The organism is Haladaptatus sp. QDMS2 (assembly GCF_029338295.1).
Lineage (GTDB): Archaea > Halobacteriota > Halobacteria > Halobacteriales > Halococcaceae > QDMS2.
In genome coordinates, this window is record NZ_CP119791.1 from 197,369 (window position 1) to 215,014 (window position 17,646).

The following is a 17,646-nucleotide window of genomic DNA, read 5'->3' on the forward strand; positions in this document are numbered from 1 at the left end:
TCGGGGTCAGACTGTCGAGAGTCTGATTGTCTCGGTGTCGCGCTTGCCTGCTTCGTCTGTCACCCGAAGAGTCAACTCCAGAATGCCACAGTAATCCAGTTCGACGGCTACTGACTCGCCAGTCTTCTCGTACTCGCCATCGCCGTCGATGTCCCACTCGAATGTGGTAATCGCGCCGTTCTCAGACGTTGACTGCTCTCCACTGAGTGTGACCGTTGTCCCCGAGTCAAAGTCCTTGTTCTCTGCATCCTGCGGGTCACTCGTAATCGTCGCAGTAATGTCCTCCTTCTCGGAGAAGTGGTCGACTGGGATGTGTGCCGCGTCTGGTGTCGTCTGGCTCGATTTGAAGACTTCTACCCAGCCTTTGGAGTCGGCGAGGCGGCCGTTTGAAAAGTCGGTGAGCGTCACGTACAGCCGGTCGTCGACGGGCACACAGCGCCCTGCATTCAGGTTGCCGTGGCCTTCAGACACAGCGTAACTCCACTGCTCTTCGCCAGACTCGGCATCGAGGGCGTAGACGGTCGGTATCGCATTCGTCGAGGCAGACGGGTCTTTCGTCTCCTGTTTGGTTCCGACGTATACCGTGTCTTCGGTCGCCGACACCCGCATCGTCGGCCGAGGTGGGATGAAATTTTCGACGTGCGTACTGAACGTCCACTGTTGCTCCCCTGTCTTCGCGTCGAAGGCGTTGAGCGTGTTGTACTCGCCGCCGTTGTTGTACGCACTCACGAAGACCAACCCATCCCCGACAGTCGGGTCGGTATTCGCCGTTGGCTGGCCGCTCTCGCTTTCGACGGTCGTCTCCGCCTCCCAGACGACCGACCCGTCCTCGGGCGAGAGCGCCCACACTTTGTCAGCATCTGCCGTCTCGGCAAACACTTCCGAGATGTACAGCAAGTCTTCTGTGGCGACGATTCCGCCCGATGCTCCGTCTGGTCTGTCGACGGTCCACTGTACGGTTCCATCCGGACTGAGTGCCATGACCTCGTCTCGCGTCGTCGTGTAGAGGGTGTCTCCCGCGAGGACTGGGCTATCGATTCCGGCGTCCTCGCTTGACTTCTTCCATCGCTCGGTGCCAGTTTCCGCGTCGACGGCGTACAGGGAATCCTCCGTGTCTGTGACGGCGTAAACGGCGCCGTCGTGGACGAGCGCTCTTCCATCCCAGTACGCGCCCATCTTGAACTGCCAGTTGATTTCGCCCGTCTCCGCGTCGAGGGCGAACAGTCCACCGACTTCTGGGTCGGGACCCATCTCGTAGGTCGCCTGCTCTGCACACGCAGTCGGGATGTAGAGCGTCCCGTCGTGGAACGTCGGAGCTGCGAACACCTCGCCAATCTCGTCTTCGTGGTCGCGCTTCCACAGTTGCTCGCCGGAGTCGGTGTCGTACGCGGCGATTGCGCCCTTCGAGTTGTTCGGTTCGCTCGTGGACATCGCGAGATACATCGTCCCGTCGACGACAGTCACTCCCGCGGGGTCTCGTGGGAGCCTGTCGGTCCGCCACGCACGATCCGCGTACGGGCTGGGGCCGGCTCCCGTCGTGAAGTTGGTTCCGCCTACAGTGCCATCGCTGATTGGCCAATCGCTTTCACCGTCGTCTGCCGATTCAGCAGCCATCGCGTTCGTGCCGATGAGGCCTGCTGCGCTTGCCGCGCCGATACCTTTGATGAACGTTCGTCTGGAGGGTCGTCGCATGCGACGAACACAACAAACTTCTAACTACTTACTATGCGGAGAATAATATCACAGTTTACGACGCTTCATCCGATTTCATTCCAGAGAAACCGGAAGAAATCGAAGTCGTGTGGGGGGTTTAGCTCACCAGGAGATCGACGCCGTCGGTCGCCGTTTTCCCGGCTTCGTCGGTGACCCGGAGGAAGACGGTGAGTCTCCCACAGTAGTCAAGCGTGATGTCGGTGCTCTCGCCGGTGCGCTCGTACTCGCCATCACCGTCGATGTCCCACTCGAATGTGGAAATCTCGCCGTTCACGGACGTGGATTCTGTGCCGTGGAGCGTGACTGTCGTCCCGGATTCGTGTTCCGTCTCGTTTGCGTCCTCCGGCGTGGTCGTAATCTTCGCGTGTGGTTTGGCTCGCTTTGGACTGTCATCGGCAAGTCGGTGCTCGTCGTCCGGTCTGGACTCACTCGATTCGAGGACTGCGACTGTGCCTTCTTCGCCGTCGGAAACCTGAACGTAGAGTCGGTCGTGGGCGGGGACTGCGGTCCTCACTAGTCGGCCATTCCGCTGTTCGAAGAATCCGTAGCTCCATTTTTCCTCACCCGATTCTGCATCGAGGGCGTATAAGGCGGCTGGACGGGTGTAGGCGACGTCGTCCTTCGTGCGGACGGTGTCGTGGCGACCGCCTGCGTAAACAGTCTCCGCAGTGACCGACGGCGTTCCTACGAGATGGGCTTCGGTCGTGGACTGCCACTGCTCTTCACCTGACTCGGCGGAGAGTGCGTGAATCGCGCTGACCTCGTTATCTCGGTCGTATGACGAGACGTAGACCAGGTCTTCACTCACTGCGGGACTGCTGAGATGGGTCGGTCTGCTGCCGTCGAAGTTGGCTGCTATCTCCGAATCGATTACAACGTCTCCGTCATCGGCTGAGACGCCAAAGACAGATTCTGTTGGCCCACTCCCCCTCTCTTCCTCTGAGAAGAAGAGCATGTCCTCTGTTGCGGCGATGGTACGGGCATCGGCGCTGATTGGGAGTTTTTCGCTCCATATCTCTGTCCCATCAGTTCCCACTTTCGTGAGAATGCCTGGACCTACTGTCCCGCGATAACGGCCGACATACAATGAATCGCCCACCCGTGCGAGTGCGCCTCCATCAACCCCCAATCGCCACTTGACCGTCCCATCAGGATTGAGCGCGTAGAGGCCGCCCGTGTCCTGATAGACGTCGCTCACAGCGTAGATGGTCCCGTCGTGGACGACAGGGCTGCCTTCCCATCGGTAGGTCTTCTCAAATTCCCACTTCGTCTCGCCGGTTTTAGCGTCAATGGCGAGGAAACCACCCTTCTTTGGCTCCATCGTCTCGTCGTCGCCATACTCGTTGTCTGCGGCTTGCGTGTTCACGTAGAGCGTCCCGTCGGCCACGGTCGGTGCACCGCGAATCGAGCCGAGTTTCTCATTTTTGAACCAGATCTGGTCCCCAGTGTTCGCATCGTAGGCGGCGATTTCTCCGTTCGTCTGCGCGGTTGTATCGTCATACGAACCAGCGACGAACAGCATCCCGTCCGCGACGACAGCTGGATGCGGTGCTTCGGAGATACGAGTTGCATCCTCGCCGTAGAAATCGTCGTCACCCGTGGCGTACGGACCGGGACCGCTCCCCGTCGTGAAACTCGTCCGCCCGTCTGTCCCGTAGGCGGTTGGCCAGTCCGTGCCTGTCTCTTCAGGCTCGGCCGCGATCGCGTTAGTTCCGACGAATGCTGCTGCACTTGCAACACCGATACCTTTTATGAACGTCCGTCTGGAGGGTCGTCGCATGTGTTCTTACGCACATTGTCTTATCCCCTTACTATTGAGCGAATAACATCACAATTGTTAACTTTTCATTTCAATTCAGGACTGTTCAACCGGCTACGCAGTCGATTTCGAGAAAAAGGGAGCGTACCTGTGGAGGGAGGGCCTGCGTCAGCGGGGACTTGCTTAGACCGTAGAGAGAGGGATGCTCTTAGTTGCGGTTTGGCCGGCCTCGTCGGTCACCTTCAGCGTCACGTCGAGAACGCCACAGAAGTCGAGTTCGACGTCGATGGTTTCACCACGCTTTTCGAATTCACCATCGGCGTCGATATCCCACTCGAATTCCTCGATTGCACCATTCTTGGAGGTGGACTCAGACCCGTGAAGCGTCACCGTCGCGCCCGAATCGAAGTTTTTCTCTTCTGCATTCGGTGGCTCCGATGTAATCTTCGGCTCCGGTTTCGGGGCTTCTGGCTTCTGTGGCGTGTCGTCGGCCACGCGGTGGCGCTTGCCGGGTTCTGTGTCGCTCGGCTTGAGGACGCCAACGCTCCCTCGGGAGCCCCACGGTGGAATACCCTCGGTCGAAAGCGTGACGTAGAGTCGACCGTCGGCTTGCGCCGCGGCCAGTGCTTTGAGATTATCGAATTGCGGTGCGAACGCGAAGGCCCACTGCTTCTCACCGGATTCAGCATCGAGGGCGAACTGTGTGGCGTTTCTACCCGTTCCGCCCTGTTTCTCTTGGACGGAGATGAAGCGCCCGCCGACGTACACAGTGTCGTCAGTTACCGTCGGTCGGCTAATGTTGTTGGTCGCAGACGGTCGGCTCACGAGTTCGGCTTCGGTGACGTACTGCCACTGCTCCTCACCCGTCGCTACATTGAGTGCGTGGGCTGCACTCACGGTGTTCTCTTCGTCGTAGGAGGTCACGATCACCAGTCCGTTGCCCGTCGCTGGAGCGCTAATTCGATTCGCCGTACTGTCCGCCATGTCCGGAGCGACCTGCGCTTCCCACGCCACGGAGCCGTCGTCCGTCGAGATGGCCCAGACCGTATCTTTGTCACCCGTCAGGTACAGGTGGTCTTCGGTGGCGACGAGTGTGTCTGCGCGAGCGCCCTCTGCGTCGTAGTCGAAGGTCTGTTTGACGGTTCCGTCCGTCCCGACAGCAGCACCTGCGGTGTAGAGCGTCTCTCCGACACGGGCGAGGGTGGACCCTCCACCGCTGATTTGCCATTTTTCAGTGCCGTCTGGATTGAGTGCATAGAGGCTTCCCTCATGGCGATATCCGCCCGACACGGCGTAGACGGTTCCGTCGTGGACGACGGGGCTTCCCTGCCAGTGTTCGCGCTTTTTGAAGGTCCACTTGCGCTCGCCCGTCTTCTTGTCGAAAGCGAGGAGACCGCCCTTGTTCGGTTCGTAATACGACCCGTCGCTCTGTGGTTCGGCCAGCGCAGACTGCGTCGTGACGTACACGGTGTCGTCGGTCACCGTTGGCGGACCGGTGACCCAGCCGATGTCTTCGGTCTCGTACCAGACCATTCCCTCACCGGTCGCGTCGAACGCCACGACTTCTCCGTGGGTTTCGAATGTGTCCTTGTACTGGGTCGTCACGAACACCGCGCCGTCTTTGACGACGGGTGGGTGGGGGTCGTACTGAAGGGACCCGTCTTGGTTCTCGTTGTGGATGTGGAAGTCGAGGGCAGCGTATGGGCCGAGTCCGCTCTCGCTCGTGTAACTCGTCCGGCCGTCGTCGCTGAACGCGGTTGGCCAGTCTGTCCCGCCCGCTGCCGTCTCGGTAGCCATCGCATTGGTCCCGATGAGACCTGCTGCACCTGCTACGCCGATGCCTTTGAGGAGCGTCCGTCTGGAGGTTCGTCGCATACGACCCTACCCACAATTTATCAGCTACTAACTATTGAGCAAATAATATCACAAATGCCGACTTTTTATCTCAGTTCAGGACTGTTCATCCGTCTAATCAGTCGGTTTCGAGAAAAAGAACGTACGAGTGGAGGGAGGGCCGGAGTCAGCGGGGACTTGCTTAGACCGTAGAGAGGGGGATGCTTTCGGTAGCTGTCTGTCCGGCTTCGTCGGTGACGCGGAGCGTCACGTCGAGCACACCACAGTAGTCCAGTTCGACGTCGATGGATTCGCCGGTCTTTTCGAACTCACCGTCGGCGTCGATGTCCCATTCGTAGGACGAAATTGGACCGTTCTCAGAGGTGGATTCAGACCCGTGGAGCGTCACCGTCGCGCCGGAGTCGAAGTCGCGCTCTTCTGCGTTAGGCGGCTGGGTCGTGATTTTTGGTTCCGGTTTCGGCTTCTCCGGTTTCTCGGGTGTGTCGTCTGCGAGTTTGTGTTCACCGGCAGGTGGGGTCTCGCTTGGTTTGACGACACGAACGACTCCGGCTTCGGACCCGTGTGGCGGGTACCCCTCTCCCGAAAGTTGTATGTAGAGACGATCGTTCGCCTGCGCTGCCGTATTGACCGGAGAATAGCCGTATCCTTCTCGGAATCCGAAGCCCCACCGTTTCTCACCGGATTCAGCATCGAACGCGTATTGAGCAGCACCGGGAATCGGGTCTTTGACGCTCGTAATGTGCGTGCCGCCGGCGTACACGGTGTCTTCGGTGACTGTTGGTCTGCTCACCAGTTCTGCTCCAGAAGTGTACTGCCACACCTCTTCACCGTCCTCTACTGAGAGTGCGTGAAGCGCAGATGCGTTATTCCCAATCGAGGTGACGTACACCTTTTTGCCGTCTGTGGCTGGGGCACTGATTCGGTTCGCTCTACTGTCGCCGTTGTCGGGCGCAACCTGTGTCTTCCACACTACAGACCCATCATCGGGAGAGAGCGCCCACACTGTGTCGGAGAACTCGTTGCCTTTGTCGTAATGCGTTACGAAGAGATGCGTTCCGGTCGCGACAAGTGACTCATTATCCGTGTTTTCTGGAAGGGTTTTCGTCCATTTCTTCGTACCGTCAGTGCTGATAGCTGAGAGCGTCTTGTAGTCGAATGTGTAGAGTGTTTCTCCGACGCGGGCGAGAGTATACCCTCCATTCTCGGTACGCCACTTCACCGTACCATCGGGAGTGAGCGCGTAGAGGTGTTCTTTGCTTACCGCGTAAAGGGTGTCGTCATGGAAGATGGGACTTCCCTCCCACCGCGTGCGCTTTTTGAACTTCCACAAGAGGTCGCCAGTTTCGGCGTCGTAGGCACGAAGTCCACCTTTGTTCGGTTCTCGAACTGTATCGTCGCCAGCCTTCGGTCCATCCGGGTTCGTGCAGACGTACAGCGTACCCGCTGCGACAGTTGGCGGTCCTTCGACGAAGCCAATATCTTCGCCCCGATACCAGACCAAACCATCTCCGGTTGCATCGTACGCGGCAATCTCGCCGTGAGTTTCAAACGAAGTCCAATACTGGGTCGTCACGAATAGTGTACCATCATTCACGACGAGCGGAAGCGGGTCGTTTTCCAGCGGTGGACTGGAGCCCCCATCGTCGATCTCGAAATCGAGGGCTGCGTGTGGGCCAAGTCCAGTCGTCGGAGCGTAACTCGTCCGGCCGTCGTCGTGGAACGCCGTCGGCCACTCCACGTCGTTTGCTTCACCTTCGGCAGCGAGCGCGTTCGAACCGAGGAGGGTTGCAGTGCCTGCAATACCGATGCCTTTGAGTAACGTTCGTCTGGAGGGGCGTCGCATACGACCTGATCCACAATATCTCACCTACTTACTATTGAGCAAATAACATCACGTATGTTAACTATTCACCTGAATTTAGGACCGTTCAATCGGCTCTCGTCTGTTGCTTTCGAAAAAGAGAAGAATATGCGAAGGCGGAGGGAGGGCCTGCGTCAGCGGGGACGGGCTTAGACCGTAGAGAGGGAGATGGAGGTCGTCTGTGTCCTGTCGGAGTCGTCGGTCACGCGCAGGGTCATCTCCAGAATCCCACAGTAGTCCAGTTCGACCTCGATGGATTCGCCGGATTTCTCGAATTCACCGTCGGCGTCGATGTCCCATTCGTATGAGACGATTTCACCAGTGGGCGAACTGGAATCTCCGCCTGAGAGGGTGACTGTCGCGCCGGAGTCGAAGTCCAGTTCTTCGGCATTTTCAGGGTCGGAGGTGATGACTGCGCGTACGGGTTCTTCCTCCTTGTACGGCGTGTCGTCGACGAGCGTGTGCGTGGGACCGGGTTCGCTTTCGCTCGATTCGAGAACGTACACCCCACCAATGTATCCGTATGGGGGGAGCTCCGGTTCCATCACCTGAACGTAGAGGTGGCCGTCTGCCACCGTCGTCGTGTTGACGTAGGTGTCGCTTGCAGTCTCGTCGATGCCGTAACTCCACTGCTCGCTCCCGTCTGCGCGGTTCAGCGCGTAAATCGCGGGCCGAGCGTAGACGGTGCCGACGTACGTAGAGCCGTGTTCGAAGTAGCCAGCATCTCGCTCGTACTTCACGGCATCCTCGGTCGGGTACGTACCGCCGACGTAGACCGTGTTGTCGGTGACTGCGGGGGTGCTCATGAGCTGGGCGGCCGTCGTGAACTGCCACTGTTCCTCGCCAGTTTCGGCGGAGAGGGCGTGGAGGGCGCCAACCCGCTCGTCGTCGTCGTTCTGATAATCGTTATCCGGCGGGGCGGTCGAATCCTCGGAGGCGACGTACACCGTGCCGTCGGCGACGGCGGGTGCGCTCAGGTGGTTTGGCTCGCTGTCAGCGAAGTCGGCAGCGACCTGCGTCTCCCAGACCACGGAGCCGTCATCGGGCGAGAGCGCCCACACCGTGTCCGAGCGTGGATAGCTGTCCTCGGTCAGGTAGAGGTGGTCTCCGTCGGTGGCGAGTGAGGTGGCGTTGATGCCGTCCGGTGGGTCTGCCTTCCACTGGACCGTGCCATCGAGACTGATTTCGGCGACCGTCTCGCTCGTTGCGACGTAGATGGAATCCGCGCCGAGTGCCTGTGATTCGACGGCGACGTCGTCGTCGATAGCGACGCGCCATTGTTCGTCGCCTGTTTCGAGGTCGACGGCGACCGGGCCGAGGTAGACTGTTCCGTCGCGGACGAGCGCGGCGTCGTTCGTCCCGACGTCTTTGTTCACCCAGAGGGTGTCGCCGGTCTCGGCGTCGAGCGCCATGAGGCCGCCGTTCGGTGGAGTTTCGTCCTGGCTATCGCCAGCCGTGTACGCGACTGCGGGGGAGGTCGAGACGAGCACTCGCCCATCCGCTACCGTGACGGGGCCATCGACCGCGCCGATGCTGTCGTCGTTGCGAATCCAGCGTACGCCTTCGCCGGTGGCGTCGTAGGCGGCGACCTCGCCGCTGCTGTCGCCGTAATCGTAGTAGACGACGGTTCCAATGTACGCGGTGCCGTCTGCGACCGTCACCTCGGTCGGGTCCCCGGAGAGATCGTTGCCCGGAGACCAGCTCGGTGCGGCGTACGGACCGGGGCCACTCCCCTGCGTGTAGCCGGTGCGGGCGTCAGTTCCGCGACTCACTGGCCAGCCAGTCCCTTCGTCGGCTGGTGTTGCGGCCATCGCGTTCGAACCGATGAGGCCTGCGGCTCCGGCGATGCCGATGCCTTTCAAAAACGTCCGTCTGGAGGGTCGGACCATGTATTCGACCAGAGATGTGTCGGCATACTAACTATCGGGTGACTAATATCGAATTGGTTAACTTTTTCACATTCATGCTACCGTTTTATTCGAACTACAATGTGGGGTATTTATTGCGTTTGTCTGTGCACAATTCAGCATTTTTCGACGCGGTAGGCCGGATTTTCCGGCAATTAAAATGGCGAAAAGTGTACGCAAGTTATACCGTCGAAAGCGAGATACTGGTCGTTTGGGTAACCTCGGTTTCATCGGTCACTCGCAGGGTCACTTCGAGGATGCCACAGTACTCGAGTTCCACGTCGATGGATTCGCCGGTTTCTTCGTAGTTACCGTCGCCATCGATGTCCCACTCATAGGAAACAATCTCGCCGTTTGGCGAACTCGATTCACTCCCGGAGAGGGTCACCACCGCGCCCGAGTCGAAATCGAGATTCTCTGCATTTTCCGGGTCAGTCGTAATTACTGCCTCGACGGGTGCGGTTTCCTGATACGGTGTATCGTCTACGAGCGTGTGTTCCGGGCCGGGGGCACTGTCGCTTGCGGCGAGCGCGTGGATGCTTCCGACCTCGCCGTTCGGTGGCACTCCTGGACCAGTCACCTGCACGTAGAGGTGGTCGTTCGCCGGGACGGCGGTTCGCACGTAGCTGTCGTCTGCGTTCTCGTCTACGCCGTAGCTCCACTGCTCTGCGCCATCTTCGGTGTTGAGTGCGAACACCACCGGGCGGGCGTAACTCGACCCGACGTATGTCGAACCGTGCTCGAAGTAGCCCAGCTCTTTTTCGTCTTCGACGGATGCTTCGGTCGGGTAGGTTCCTCCGACGTACACCGTTCCGTTGCTGACCGACGGAATGCTTCGCAACTCGGCGGCCGTCGTGAACTGCCACCGCTCCTCGCCCGAGTCTGCGGAGAGCGCGTGGAGTGCGCCGACTCGCTCGTTGTCTTCCGGCGCGTCCGGCCCGTTTGCGGCGCGTTCGGTGCTGTCGTCGCTTGCGACGTACACCGTCCCGTCTGCCACGGCGGGTGCGCTCAGCCGATTTGGGACGCTGTCTTGGAACTCGGCGGCAACCTGTGTCTCCCAGACGACCGACCCATCCTCGACAGCCAGTGCCCAGACCGTGTCAGTGGTTGGTGCCGCGCCGTCGCTCATCGTCAGATAGAGGTGGGTTTCGGTCGCCACGAGGGATGCTGCGTCCGCGCCGTCTGGCATCGGCGTTTCCCACTGGACGGTGCCGTCGACGCCAACTGCGCCAATCGTCTGTGGCGTGGCGACGTAGAGTGCGGCCCCACTCGCCGCTTGGGCACGAATGCTGTTGTCGGTAGCTATCTCCGCCGTCCACTGCACGTCGCCCGTTTCCGTGTCGAGGGCGTAGATTGTCGCCTCTGAGACGGCGTAGGCCATCCCGTCGTGGACGAGCACCGCATCCTCTGGCTCTCGCGGTTCCATGCTCGTCCACAGCGTCTCGCCGGTCTCTGCTGAGAGCGCCATGACGCCGCCGTTCGGCGGAGTTTCGTCCTGTCGGTCGCCGCCCGTGTAGACGACTGCTGGTTTTGCGGCGACGAACACGCGGCCGTCAGCCACGGTCGGGGCCGCCATCACCGCGCCAATCGAGTCGTCAGAGCGAATCCAGCGGACGCCGCCGCTGGTGGCATTGTACGCCGCGACCTCGCCGTGACTCTCGTCGATGTCGTAGGATGCGACCGTGCCGATGTAGGTGGTTCCGGAGGCCACCGTCACTTCGGTCGGGTCTCCGGAGAGGTCGTCGCCGGGTGACCAGCCGGGGGCTGCATACGGGTGTGGCCCCTGTCCTGTGGTGTATCCCGTCCGCCCGGCTGTGCCGCGGCTCACAGGCCAGTCAAGCTCCTCACCGGCCGGAGCGACTGCGAGTGCGTTCGTGCCAAGCAGGCCGGTTGCGGCGGTGATGCCGATACCTTTCAGGAACGTCCGTCTGGAGGGCCGGGACATGTGTTTGACAAAAGACGAATCTCACACCTAACTATAGGTTAGCTAATATCAACTGGGCTGACTGTTTATCTGCGTTTCCGGTGTTTCAGCGCTCCCAGACGGCGAATTTCGGGTTATTATTCTGAACTATTCCATCGCAGTCGCATACGTCTCTCGGGAGGAAAAACAGCGGTCTCATCCGATTGGTGGCGCGTCGTGGCAGTATCCGTGCATGGTTAGGTGGCGATTTCGTCTCCAATTGACTGTACTCGCTCCATCTGTTCGACCATCAACACGCCGTAGATGCCGCGCTTGCTCTCGTCGAGTCGATGCGTCTTGAGATGGTTTCGAGCAAGTTCTTTCAACGTCGTTCGGTCTATTGCCTCCACCCCACTCCGGACGTAGCGTTGGTTACAAACTGGACAGGTGATAATTCCGTACTCCCCCATAGCTTCCGTTTCCCCCGCCACAGCAAGAACCTTGCGGACATTATCGAACGGTGTCATATGGAGAACGCTATAGGGGCGAGTATATTGTCACGAATATCTCGAAAATCTGAGTTACCAGTGTCGACTCATTCGCCGCCGTCACCGACGACGCTGTCGGGGGTGACGAATGCTGGCTGGTTTGCGTCGTCGGCCACGGTGACCACGCGCTGTGGGAACGGGATTTCGATGCCCTCACGCGCGAAGGCGTTGTAGATGCGCTTGTTCATCTCGTGGGTCGCTCGTCCCCGGAGGACGGGGTCGCCAATCCAGCAGAGCAACTCGAAGTCGAGCGCCGAGTCTCCGAAATTGCGAAACCGCACTCGCGGGTGGGGGTCTGCGAGGACGAGTTGTTCGGCTTTCGCCTCCGCCAGCAACACCGCCTCGACCTGGTCTACGTCGGAACCGTAGGCTACCCCCACGGGCAGACGAATCCGGCGTTCGCGCTCGGGCGTCGATTCGTTCACGATGCGCGCCGAATTCAACACGGCGTTCGGGACGGTGACGAGCATGTCGTCGCGCGTGCGGATGACGGTACTCCGAATCGAGATGTCCTCGACGCGCCCGCGTTCGCCCGATTCGAGGACGATGTAGTCGCCGACGGCGTACGTGCCGTCGAAGTAGAGCGCGATGCCGCCGAAGAAGTTCGCGATGGTGTCGCGGGCGGCGAGACCCACGACGATGCCGATGATACCAGCGGAGGCGAGAAACGGCGTGATGTCGATGGCCCAGACGGTGAGCAGGAGGAAGATGGTCGCCCCGAGGATGAGGAAGGTCCAGACGTTCTGGAAGATGGGGACGACGGTCTGGTCGAACTCCCTGCCCGCGGTGACCTCCTTCGAAACCTTGCGCCCGAGACGGGTGAGCGTGAACGCCCAGAGGACCGTAATCACCGAGAGCGTGCCCGCGAGCAGTGGGGCGTCGGTTTCGGGGCCGAACCCGAGTGGAATCGTCGCGATGTACGCCCCGACGAGAACCACGGTGACGTAGAGGGGGGCGTGAATCGTCCGAACGATTACGTCGTCGACTTCGCCCTCGATGCTCCGGGTGAGTCGTGGAATGGCGACTTTCCCACCGAGCTCGACGAGTTTCGCGACGACGAGCGAGAGGGCGACGGTGAGGAGGACACCTTGCCACGGTGGCACCGTGAGGAGCACCTCACGCAGCAACATCCAATATTCCGTCACCGTTGGCATAGCTGACAGTTGGAGAGCGTCGGGATAAAACGTGGTGTCGCCGTCACTCCATCTCGATGAAGATACGGGCGATGTCTTCGAGATTCCCGACGGGCGTAACGTGCGCCGTGTGGTCGGTCAGCAATGGTGGTCCGAGAAACGCAGAAACGGCCCCAAAGTCGTCTGCCTCAATGACGAAGTAGAAGGTGTGTTCGTTGGTCGCGACGTACGCGCCGTGGAGGTGGATGCCCTGTTCCTCTGCGCGGGTGTGCATCGTCGAAATCCAGTCGCGGGCGTCGTCGGCCCGGTCTTCGCGTGCCCAGCAATGGTCTGGGCTGTGTGTGAGTGTTGCAATGAATTGCATGATCGTATTCACGGTTGTCATCATTCGATTCACCCCCTTCCTTCCATTCCCTCTCCCATTTCACCTCTCTGTAGAGGTACGGTTCGCTGGGCGATAATCTCCCGCTCAGGAAATCCGAACCACCTTTGTACTCACGCGAATCTGTCAGGATATGGATTCCTGGCTCCTCGCGCTCGTCGTCGGCATCCTCCAGGGTATCTTCGAGTGGTTGCCCATCTCGAGTGAGGGGAACATCACCCTCTTTCTCACGGCGTTTCAGGGCGTCTCCCCGCACGTCGCCGTCCAGTTCTCGCTGTTCTTACACGCGGGTACGGCCTTCTCCGCACTCGCCTACTATCGCGGTGAAGTCGTCGCTGTGCTCGCCTCGCTTCCGCAGTGGCGACCTGGCGACGCTTTCGACAGCGAGACCGCAGACCTCTCCTTTCTCGTCCTCGCGACGCTCGCCTCCGGCGTCGTCGGCCTCGTCGCTTACGCAGGCCTCATGGACCTCGCGTCTGCGCTCACGGGGAGTGCGTTCGTCGCGCTCATCGGCGTCCTGCTCGTGGTGACGGGCCTCGTCCTGCGCGGGGCAGACCGCCTCTCGCTCGGCGACCGCGAACAACCGTCTCTGCTGGACGCCGTGCTCGTCGGCAGCCTCCAGGGCCTCGCCATCCTGCCCGGTGTCTCGCGCTCTGGTACCACCGCGAGCGCACTCCTCCTGCGGGGCCACGACGGTCCCTCCGCGCTCAGACTCTCGTTTCTGCTCTCCATCCCGGCCGCGTTCGCCGCCGGGGCGCTCACGGTGCTCACGGAGGGCGTTCCCGCCATCGACCCGGGACCGGCGCTGTTCGCCCTCGCCGTCGCCGCCGTCGTCGGTTATCTGACCATCGACGCGCTGATGCGACTGGTCCACCGGGTAGCGTTCTGGGCGGTTTGTGTCGGCCTCGGCGGACTCGCAATAATTGGCGGAATTTTTACACTGGCGTGACCTGTCGCAATATTGTTCTTAGGACAGAACGTTCTTACTCTCTGATGTCAATGGTATGTACATGGGTGTTAGGACAGCCGTCGTGCTGGCGGCAGGGGAGGGGACGCGATTACATCCGTTGACGCGAAACCGTCCCAAGCCAATGCTTCCGGCGGCGAACCGTCCGGTGTTAGCCTACGTCTTTGACGCGCTCATTGACGCAGGAATCGAACAGATTCACGTGGTCGTCGGCTACAAACGCGACCGCGTCCAGGAGTACTTCGGTCACTCCTACCGGAACGTGCCACTATCGTACCACGTTCAGGAGAAACAACTCGGTAGTGGCCACGCCCTCCTTCAAGTTCAAGAGGCGGTCACGGAGTCGATGATCGTCGTAAACGGCGACCGGGCAATCGAACCCGGCATCGTCAAAGACGTCATGGACGCCTACGAGCAGTACGGCACGGCGACGCTCGCCGTCCTCGAACGCGACCACCCGAACCGCTACGGGACGGTCGTCTTAGACGGTGGACGCATTCAGCAACTCGTCGAGAAACCGGATGTGGCCATGTCTCGGCTCATCAACGCCGGCGTGTACGCGTTTGACGCCTCGATTTTCGACGCTATCGACCAGACGCCTCGCGAAGACGGCGAACTCGCGCTCACCGCGACCATCTCCCGCCTCATCGACGAGGGGACGGTGGTTCGCGGCGTGCGCACCGAGGGCATGTGGGTCGACGCGACGTTCCCGTGGGACTTACTCCACATGAACCGCGAACTCCTCTCGCGTGGACGCGTCGAGGAACCCAACCGCAACGGTGAGGTCTGGATCGCAGAGAGCGCGCTCGTCCACGAGGACGCGACGCTCGTCGGGCCCGTCGTCATCGGGCCGGACTGCGTCATCGGGCCGGGGTCGGTCATCGGGCCGAACGTCGCGCTCGGGCGCAACGTCACGATTGGCGCGAACGCGACCATCGAACAGTCGGTCATCGACGCGGACACCCGGGTCGGTCCGGGGAGCATCCTCATCGATACCGTAACTGGACAGGACGTCCACCTCGGGGCGAGCACGATCGTCCCCGGTGGGCCGGCAGACGTGCGCATCAACGCACAGATCTACCAGGACGAAGATCTCGGTGCGGTGTTCGCAGACCGCGTCCGGGCAGAGGGAGCGGTGAGCGTCGCGCCCGGGACGCTCGTCGGCCCGAAAGCCCACCTCCACACGGGGGTGCGGATTTCTGGCTACATCGTCGAAGGGGCAGAGGTGATGAGATAATGTGTGGAATTATCGGCTGCGTTGGCCGTGAGGGGGAAACGTTAGACGTACTGATGAACGGGCTCTCGAAGCTCGAATACCGTGGCTACGACTCGGCAGGTGTCGCGCTCGTGAGCGACGACATCTCCGTCGTCAAGCGCCAGGGCGAACTCGTCAACTTAGAGAACGCCCTACAGGGGACGGACTTGGGCGGGATGATTGGCATCGGCCACACCCGCTGGTCGACCCACGGGCCGCCAAACGACCGCAACGCCCACCCACACCAGGACTGCACGGGCGACGTCGCGGTGATTCATAACGGCATCATCGAGAACTACCAGCCACTGCGCGACGAACTCGTCGAACAGGGCCACGAGTTCAACAGTGACACCGACACGGAAGTCGTCGCTCACCTCATCGAGCGCAACCTGGACGCCGGCATGGCACAGAAGGAGGCGTTCTACGACGCCATCAAGACCATCGAGGGGAGCTACGCAATCCTCGCCGTGTTCGCCGGCCACGACACCATCTACGCCGCGCGCCAGGACTCGCCGCTCGTCCTCGGCATTGCAGAGGACGCGACGTACTTCGGCAGCGACGTGCCCGCGTTCCGCGACCACACGGACAAGGTGGTCTACTTAGAAGACGGTGAAATCGCCGTCATCAACGAACGCGAATGGTACGTCACCGACCACTCGGGGACGCGCCACGAGAAGGAGATTCACACCGTCGAGTGGAACGCAGAGGAGACGGGCAAGAGTGGCTACGACCACTTCATGATAAAGGAGATTCACGAACAGCCCCGCGCCCTGCGCCAGTGTCTCCGCGGCCGGATGAACGAACTCACCGGCGAGATTACCATCGAGGAACTCGGCGAGTTACAGCCCACGGGCGTCCAGTTCGTCGCCTGTGGGACCTCGTATCACGCGGCGATGTACGGCGCGGAACTGTTCCGCGAAGCCGGTATCCCGGCCCAGGCGTTCCTCGCGAGCGAGTTCACCACGTCGCCGCCGCCGACGGGCACCGACCTCGTCATCGGCGTGACGCAGAGTGGTGAGACGGCCGACACGCTCTCTGCGCTGCGCGAGGCGAAACGCCGCGGCGCGACCACGCTCGGGGTTACGAACGTCATCGGGAGCACGGTCTCGCGTGAGTGCGACCACGTCTTCTACATCCGCGCCGGCCCCGAAATCGGGGTCGCCGCCTCGAAGACGTTCGCCTCGCAACTGGCCGCGCTGACGCTGCTGGTCATGGCAACCGCGCCGATGAAATCGACCGAGAAGCGCGACGTCATCGCCGCGCTACGCGACCTGCCAAGCGCCGTCCAGGCAATCCTCGACGAAGCGCCGCTCACCGAGGACATCGCAGCGGAGTACCTCGATGCGGATGCGTACTTCTTCATCGGGCGGGGGCTCAACTACCCCGTCGCGCTCGAAGGCGCGCTCAAGATGAAGGAAATCACGTACAAGCACGCGGAGGGCTTCGCGGCGGGCGAACTCAAACACGGCCCGCTCGCGCTCGTCTCCAGCCAGACGCCGGTCATCGCCGTCGTCACCGGCGACGACGAGATCGCGCGAAAGACCATCGGCAACGTCAAAGAGGTCGAGGCGCGCGACGCACCCGTCATCGCGGTTACCGACGGCCAGTCTGACGTCGAACGCTACGCAGACCACGTCATCCGCATCCCAGAGAGTCACGCGCGCACCGCGCCGATTCTCGCGAACGTCCCACTACAGTTGCTCGCCTACTACACGGCCGCCCAACTCGGGCGCTCTATCGACAAGCCGCGCAACTTAGCGAAGAGTGTGACCGTCGAATAGTCAGTCGCGCTCGTCGTACGCGGGCGGCTCGAACGCCGCGACAACTGCTTTTCCGATTTTCGTCTCACCGAGCTCTCGCCACGTCAGGTCCACCCGCGAGGTGGCGAGCGCGAGCGAGACGACGAGTCCGTAGCCGACGAACCCCGCGGCTGTGAGCGTCCCTGCGAGCGCCGTGGCGAGCAGGCTCGCCGCGAACGCTGTCGCCACCGCGATGCCGCCCAGGCGCAACGGCGCGCGCACGACGGCTTTGTGGGCGGCCTCGATGCCCGTCCGAAGTCCAGAGGACGCAACCGCTGGTGCGAGGCGCTCGGTCAGCCAGTCGAGCGCGGCGATAGCGGGCCCGACAGTCCACGTCTCGCGCAGGTCGATGACGATAACTTCTGGGTCCGGCTCCGCGGTGAGCCAGCGATACAGGGACGACTTGCGGACCGTCTTCTCAATGCCTCGACCTGCGCGAGCGACGAGCGAGTCGTCCAAGGCGCGACCGGTTCGTGTGGCGACCCGAACCAATCGCGACTGCTCGCTCGCGACACGCAATCGTTCGGTCATCGAGTTCTCCTCCAGTAACGATTCAGAATTCATG

General features: G+C 61.2%; 13 protein-coding genes. 3 read left to right on the forward strand and 10 right to left on the reverse strand.

Translation table 11 applies throughout. The annotated features are described in order from the left end of the window. Nucleotides 1-6 precede the first annotated feature (6 nt). The 9 genes from P1M51_RS01075 to P1M51_RS01115 all read right to left on the reverse strand — a co-directional run bounded on the left by P1M51_RS01075 (nt 7) and on the right by P1M51_RS01115 (nt 13,042). Nucleotides 7-1,692, reverse strand: a complete 1,686-nt coding sequence (locus P1M51_RS01075) for a PQQ-binding-like beta-propeller repeat protein (protein WP_276274760.1) — start codon at nt 1,690-1,692, stop codon at nt 7-9. A gap of 118 nt (nt 1,693-1,810) precedes the next feature. Then, the gene (locus P1M51_RS01080; RefSeq protein ID WP_276274761.1) at nt 1,811-3,493 is read right to left on the reverse strand and encodes a PQQ-binding-like beta-propeller repeat protein; all 1,683 of its coding nucleotides are present in this window, start codon (nt 3,491-3,493) and stop codon (nt 1,811-1,813) included. Nucleotides 3,494-3,655: 162 nt separating this feature from the next. Next, entirely contained in the window at nt 3,656-5,347 is a 1,692-nt protein-coding gene (locus tag P1M51_RS01085; protein WP_276274762.1) for a PQQ-binding-like beta-propeller repeat protein, read from the reverse strand. A 160-nt stretch (nt 5,348-5,507) separates the two neighbouring features. Next, nucleotides 5,508-7,169 carry a PQQ-binding-like beta-propeller repeat protein gene (locus tag P1M51_RS01090; RefSeq protein ID WP_276246340.1) on the reverse strand — a complete coding sequence of 554 codons (1,662 nt, stop codon included), beginning with the start codon at nt 7,167-7,169 and terminating at the stop codon, nt 5,508-5,510. A 167-nt stretch (nt 7,170-7,336) separates the two neighbouring features. Next, nucleotides 7,337-9,076 carry a PQQ-binding-like beta-propeller repeat protein gene (locus tag P1M51_RS01095; RefSeq protein WP_276274763.1) on the reverse strand — a complete coding sequence of 580 codons (1,740 nt, stop codon included), beginning with the start codon at nt 9,074-9,076 and terminating at the stop codon, nt 7,337-7,339. Nucleotides 9,077-9,275: 199 nt separating this feature from the next. Beyond that, nucleotides 9,276-11,039 (reverse strand): PQQ-binding-like beta-propeller repeat protein, encoded by a 1,764-nt coding sequence (locus P1M51_RS01100; protein ID WP_276274764.1) that lies wholly within the window; start codon nt 11,037-11,039, stop codon nt 9,276-9,278. 215 nt (nt 11,040-11,254) lie between these two features. Further along, a complete protein-coding gene (locus tag P1M51_RS01105) occupies nt 11,255-11,467 on the reverse strand; it encodes a hypothetical protein (protein WP_276246343.1) in 213 nt (70 codons plus the stop codon). Nucleotides 11,468-11,592: 125 nt separating this feature from the next. Then, nucleotides 11,593-12,699: a mechanosensitive ion channel family protein gene (locus P1M51_RS01110; protein ID WP_276274765.1), complete on the reverse strand. Its 1,107-nt coding sequence runs from the start codon at nt 12,697-12,699 to the stop codon at nt 11,593-11,595. Nucleotides 12,700-12,742: 43 nt separating this feature from the next. Beyond that, nucleotides 12,743-13,042, reverse strand: coding sequence for a DUF3303 family protein (locus P1M51_RS01115; protein ID WP_276246345.1), 300 nt, complete (start codon nt 13,040-13,042; stop codon nt 12,743-12,745). Between the two features lie 151 nt (nt 13,043-13,193). Between P1M51_RS01115 and P1M51_RS01120 the strand changes: the two genes are divergently transcribed. From P1M51_RS01120 to glmS, 3 genes are all read left to right on the forward strand, one after another. Continuing rightward, entirely contained in the window at nt 13,194-14,009 is an 816-nt protein-coding gene (locus P1M51_RS01120) for an undecaprenyl-diphosphate phosphatase (protein ID WP_276246346.1), read from the forward strand. Nucleotides 14,010-14,070: 61 nt separating this feature from the next. Continuing rightward, on the forward strand, nt 14,071-15,264 hold the full coding sequence (gene glmU, locus P1M51_RS01125) for a bifunctional sugar-1-phosphate nucleotidylyltransferase/acetyltransferase (RefSeq protein WP_276274766.1): 1,194 nt from the start codon (nt 14,071-14,073) through the stop codon (nt 15,262-15,264). Further along, a complete protein-coding gene (glmS, locus tag P1M51_RS01130; RefSeq protein WP_276274767.1) occupies nt 15,264-17,063 on the forward strand; it encodes a glutamine--fructose-6-phosphate transaminase (isomerizing) in 1,800 nt (599 codons plus the stop codon). Before glmU ends, glmS begins: the two co-directional genes overlap by 1 nt. Here glmS and P1M51_RS01135 read toward each other — a convergent pair whose 3' ends face one another. Beyond that, nucleotides 17,064-17,612 (reverse strand): hypothetical protein, encoded by a 549-nt coding sequence (locus P1M51_RS01135; RefSeq protein ID WP_276274768.1) that lies wholly within the window; start codon nt 17,610-17,612, stop codon nt 17,064-17,066. Between the last annotated feature and the right edge of the window lie 34 nt (nt 17,613-17,646).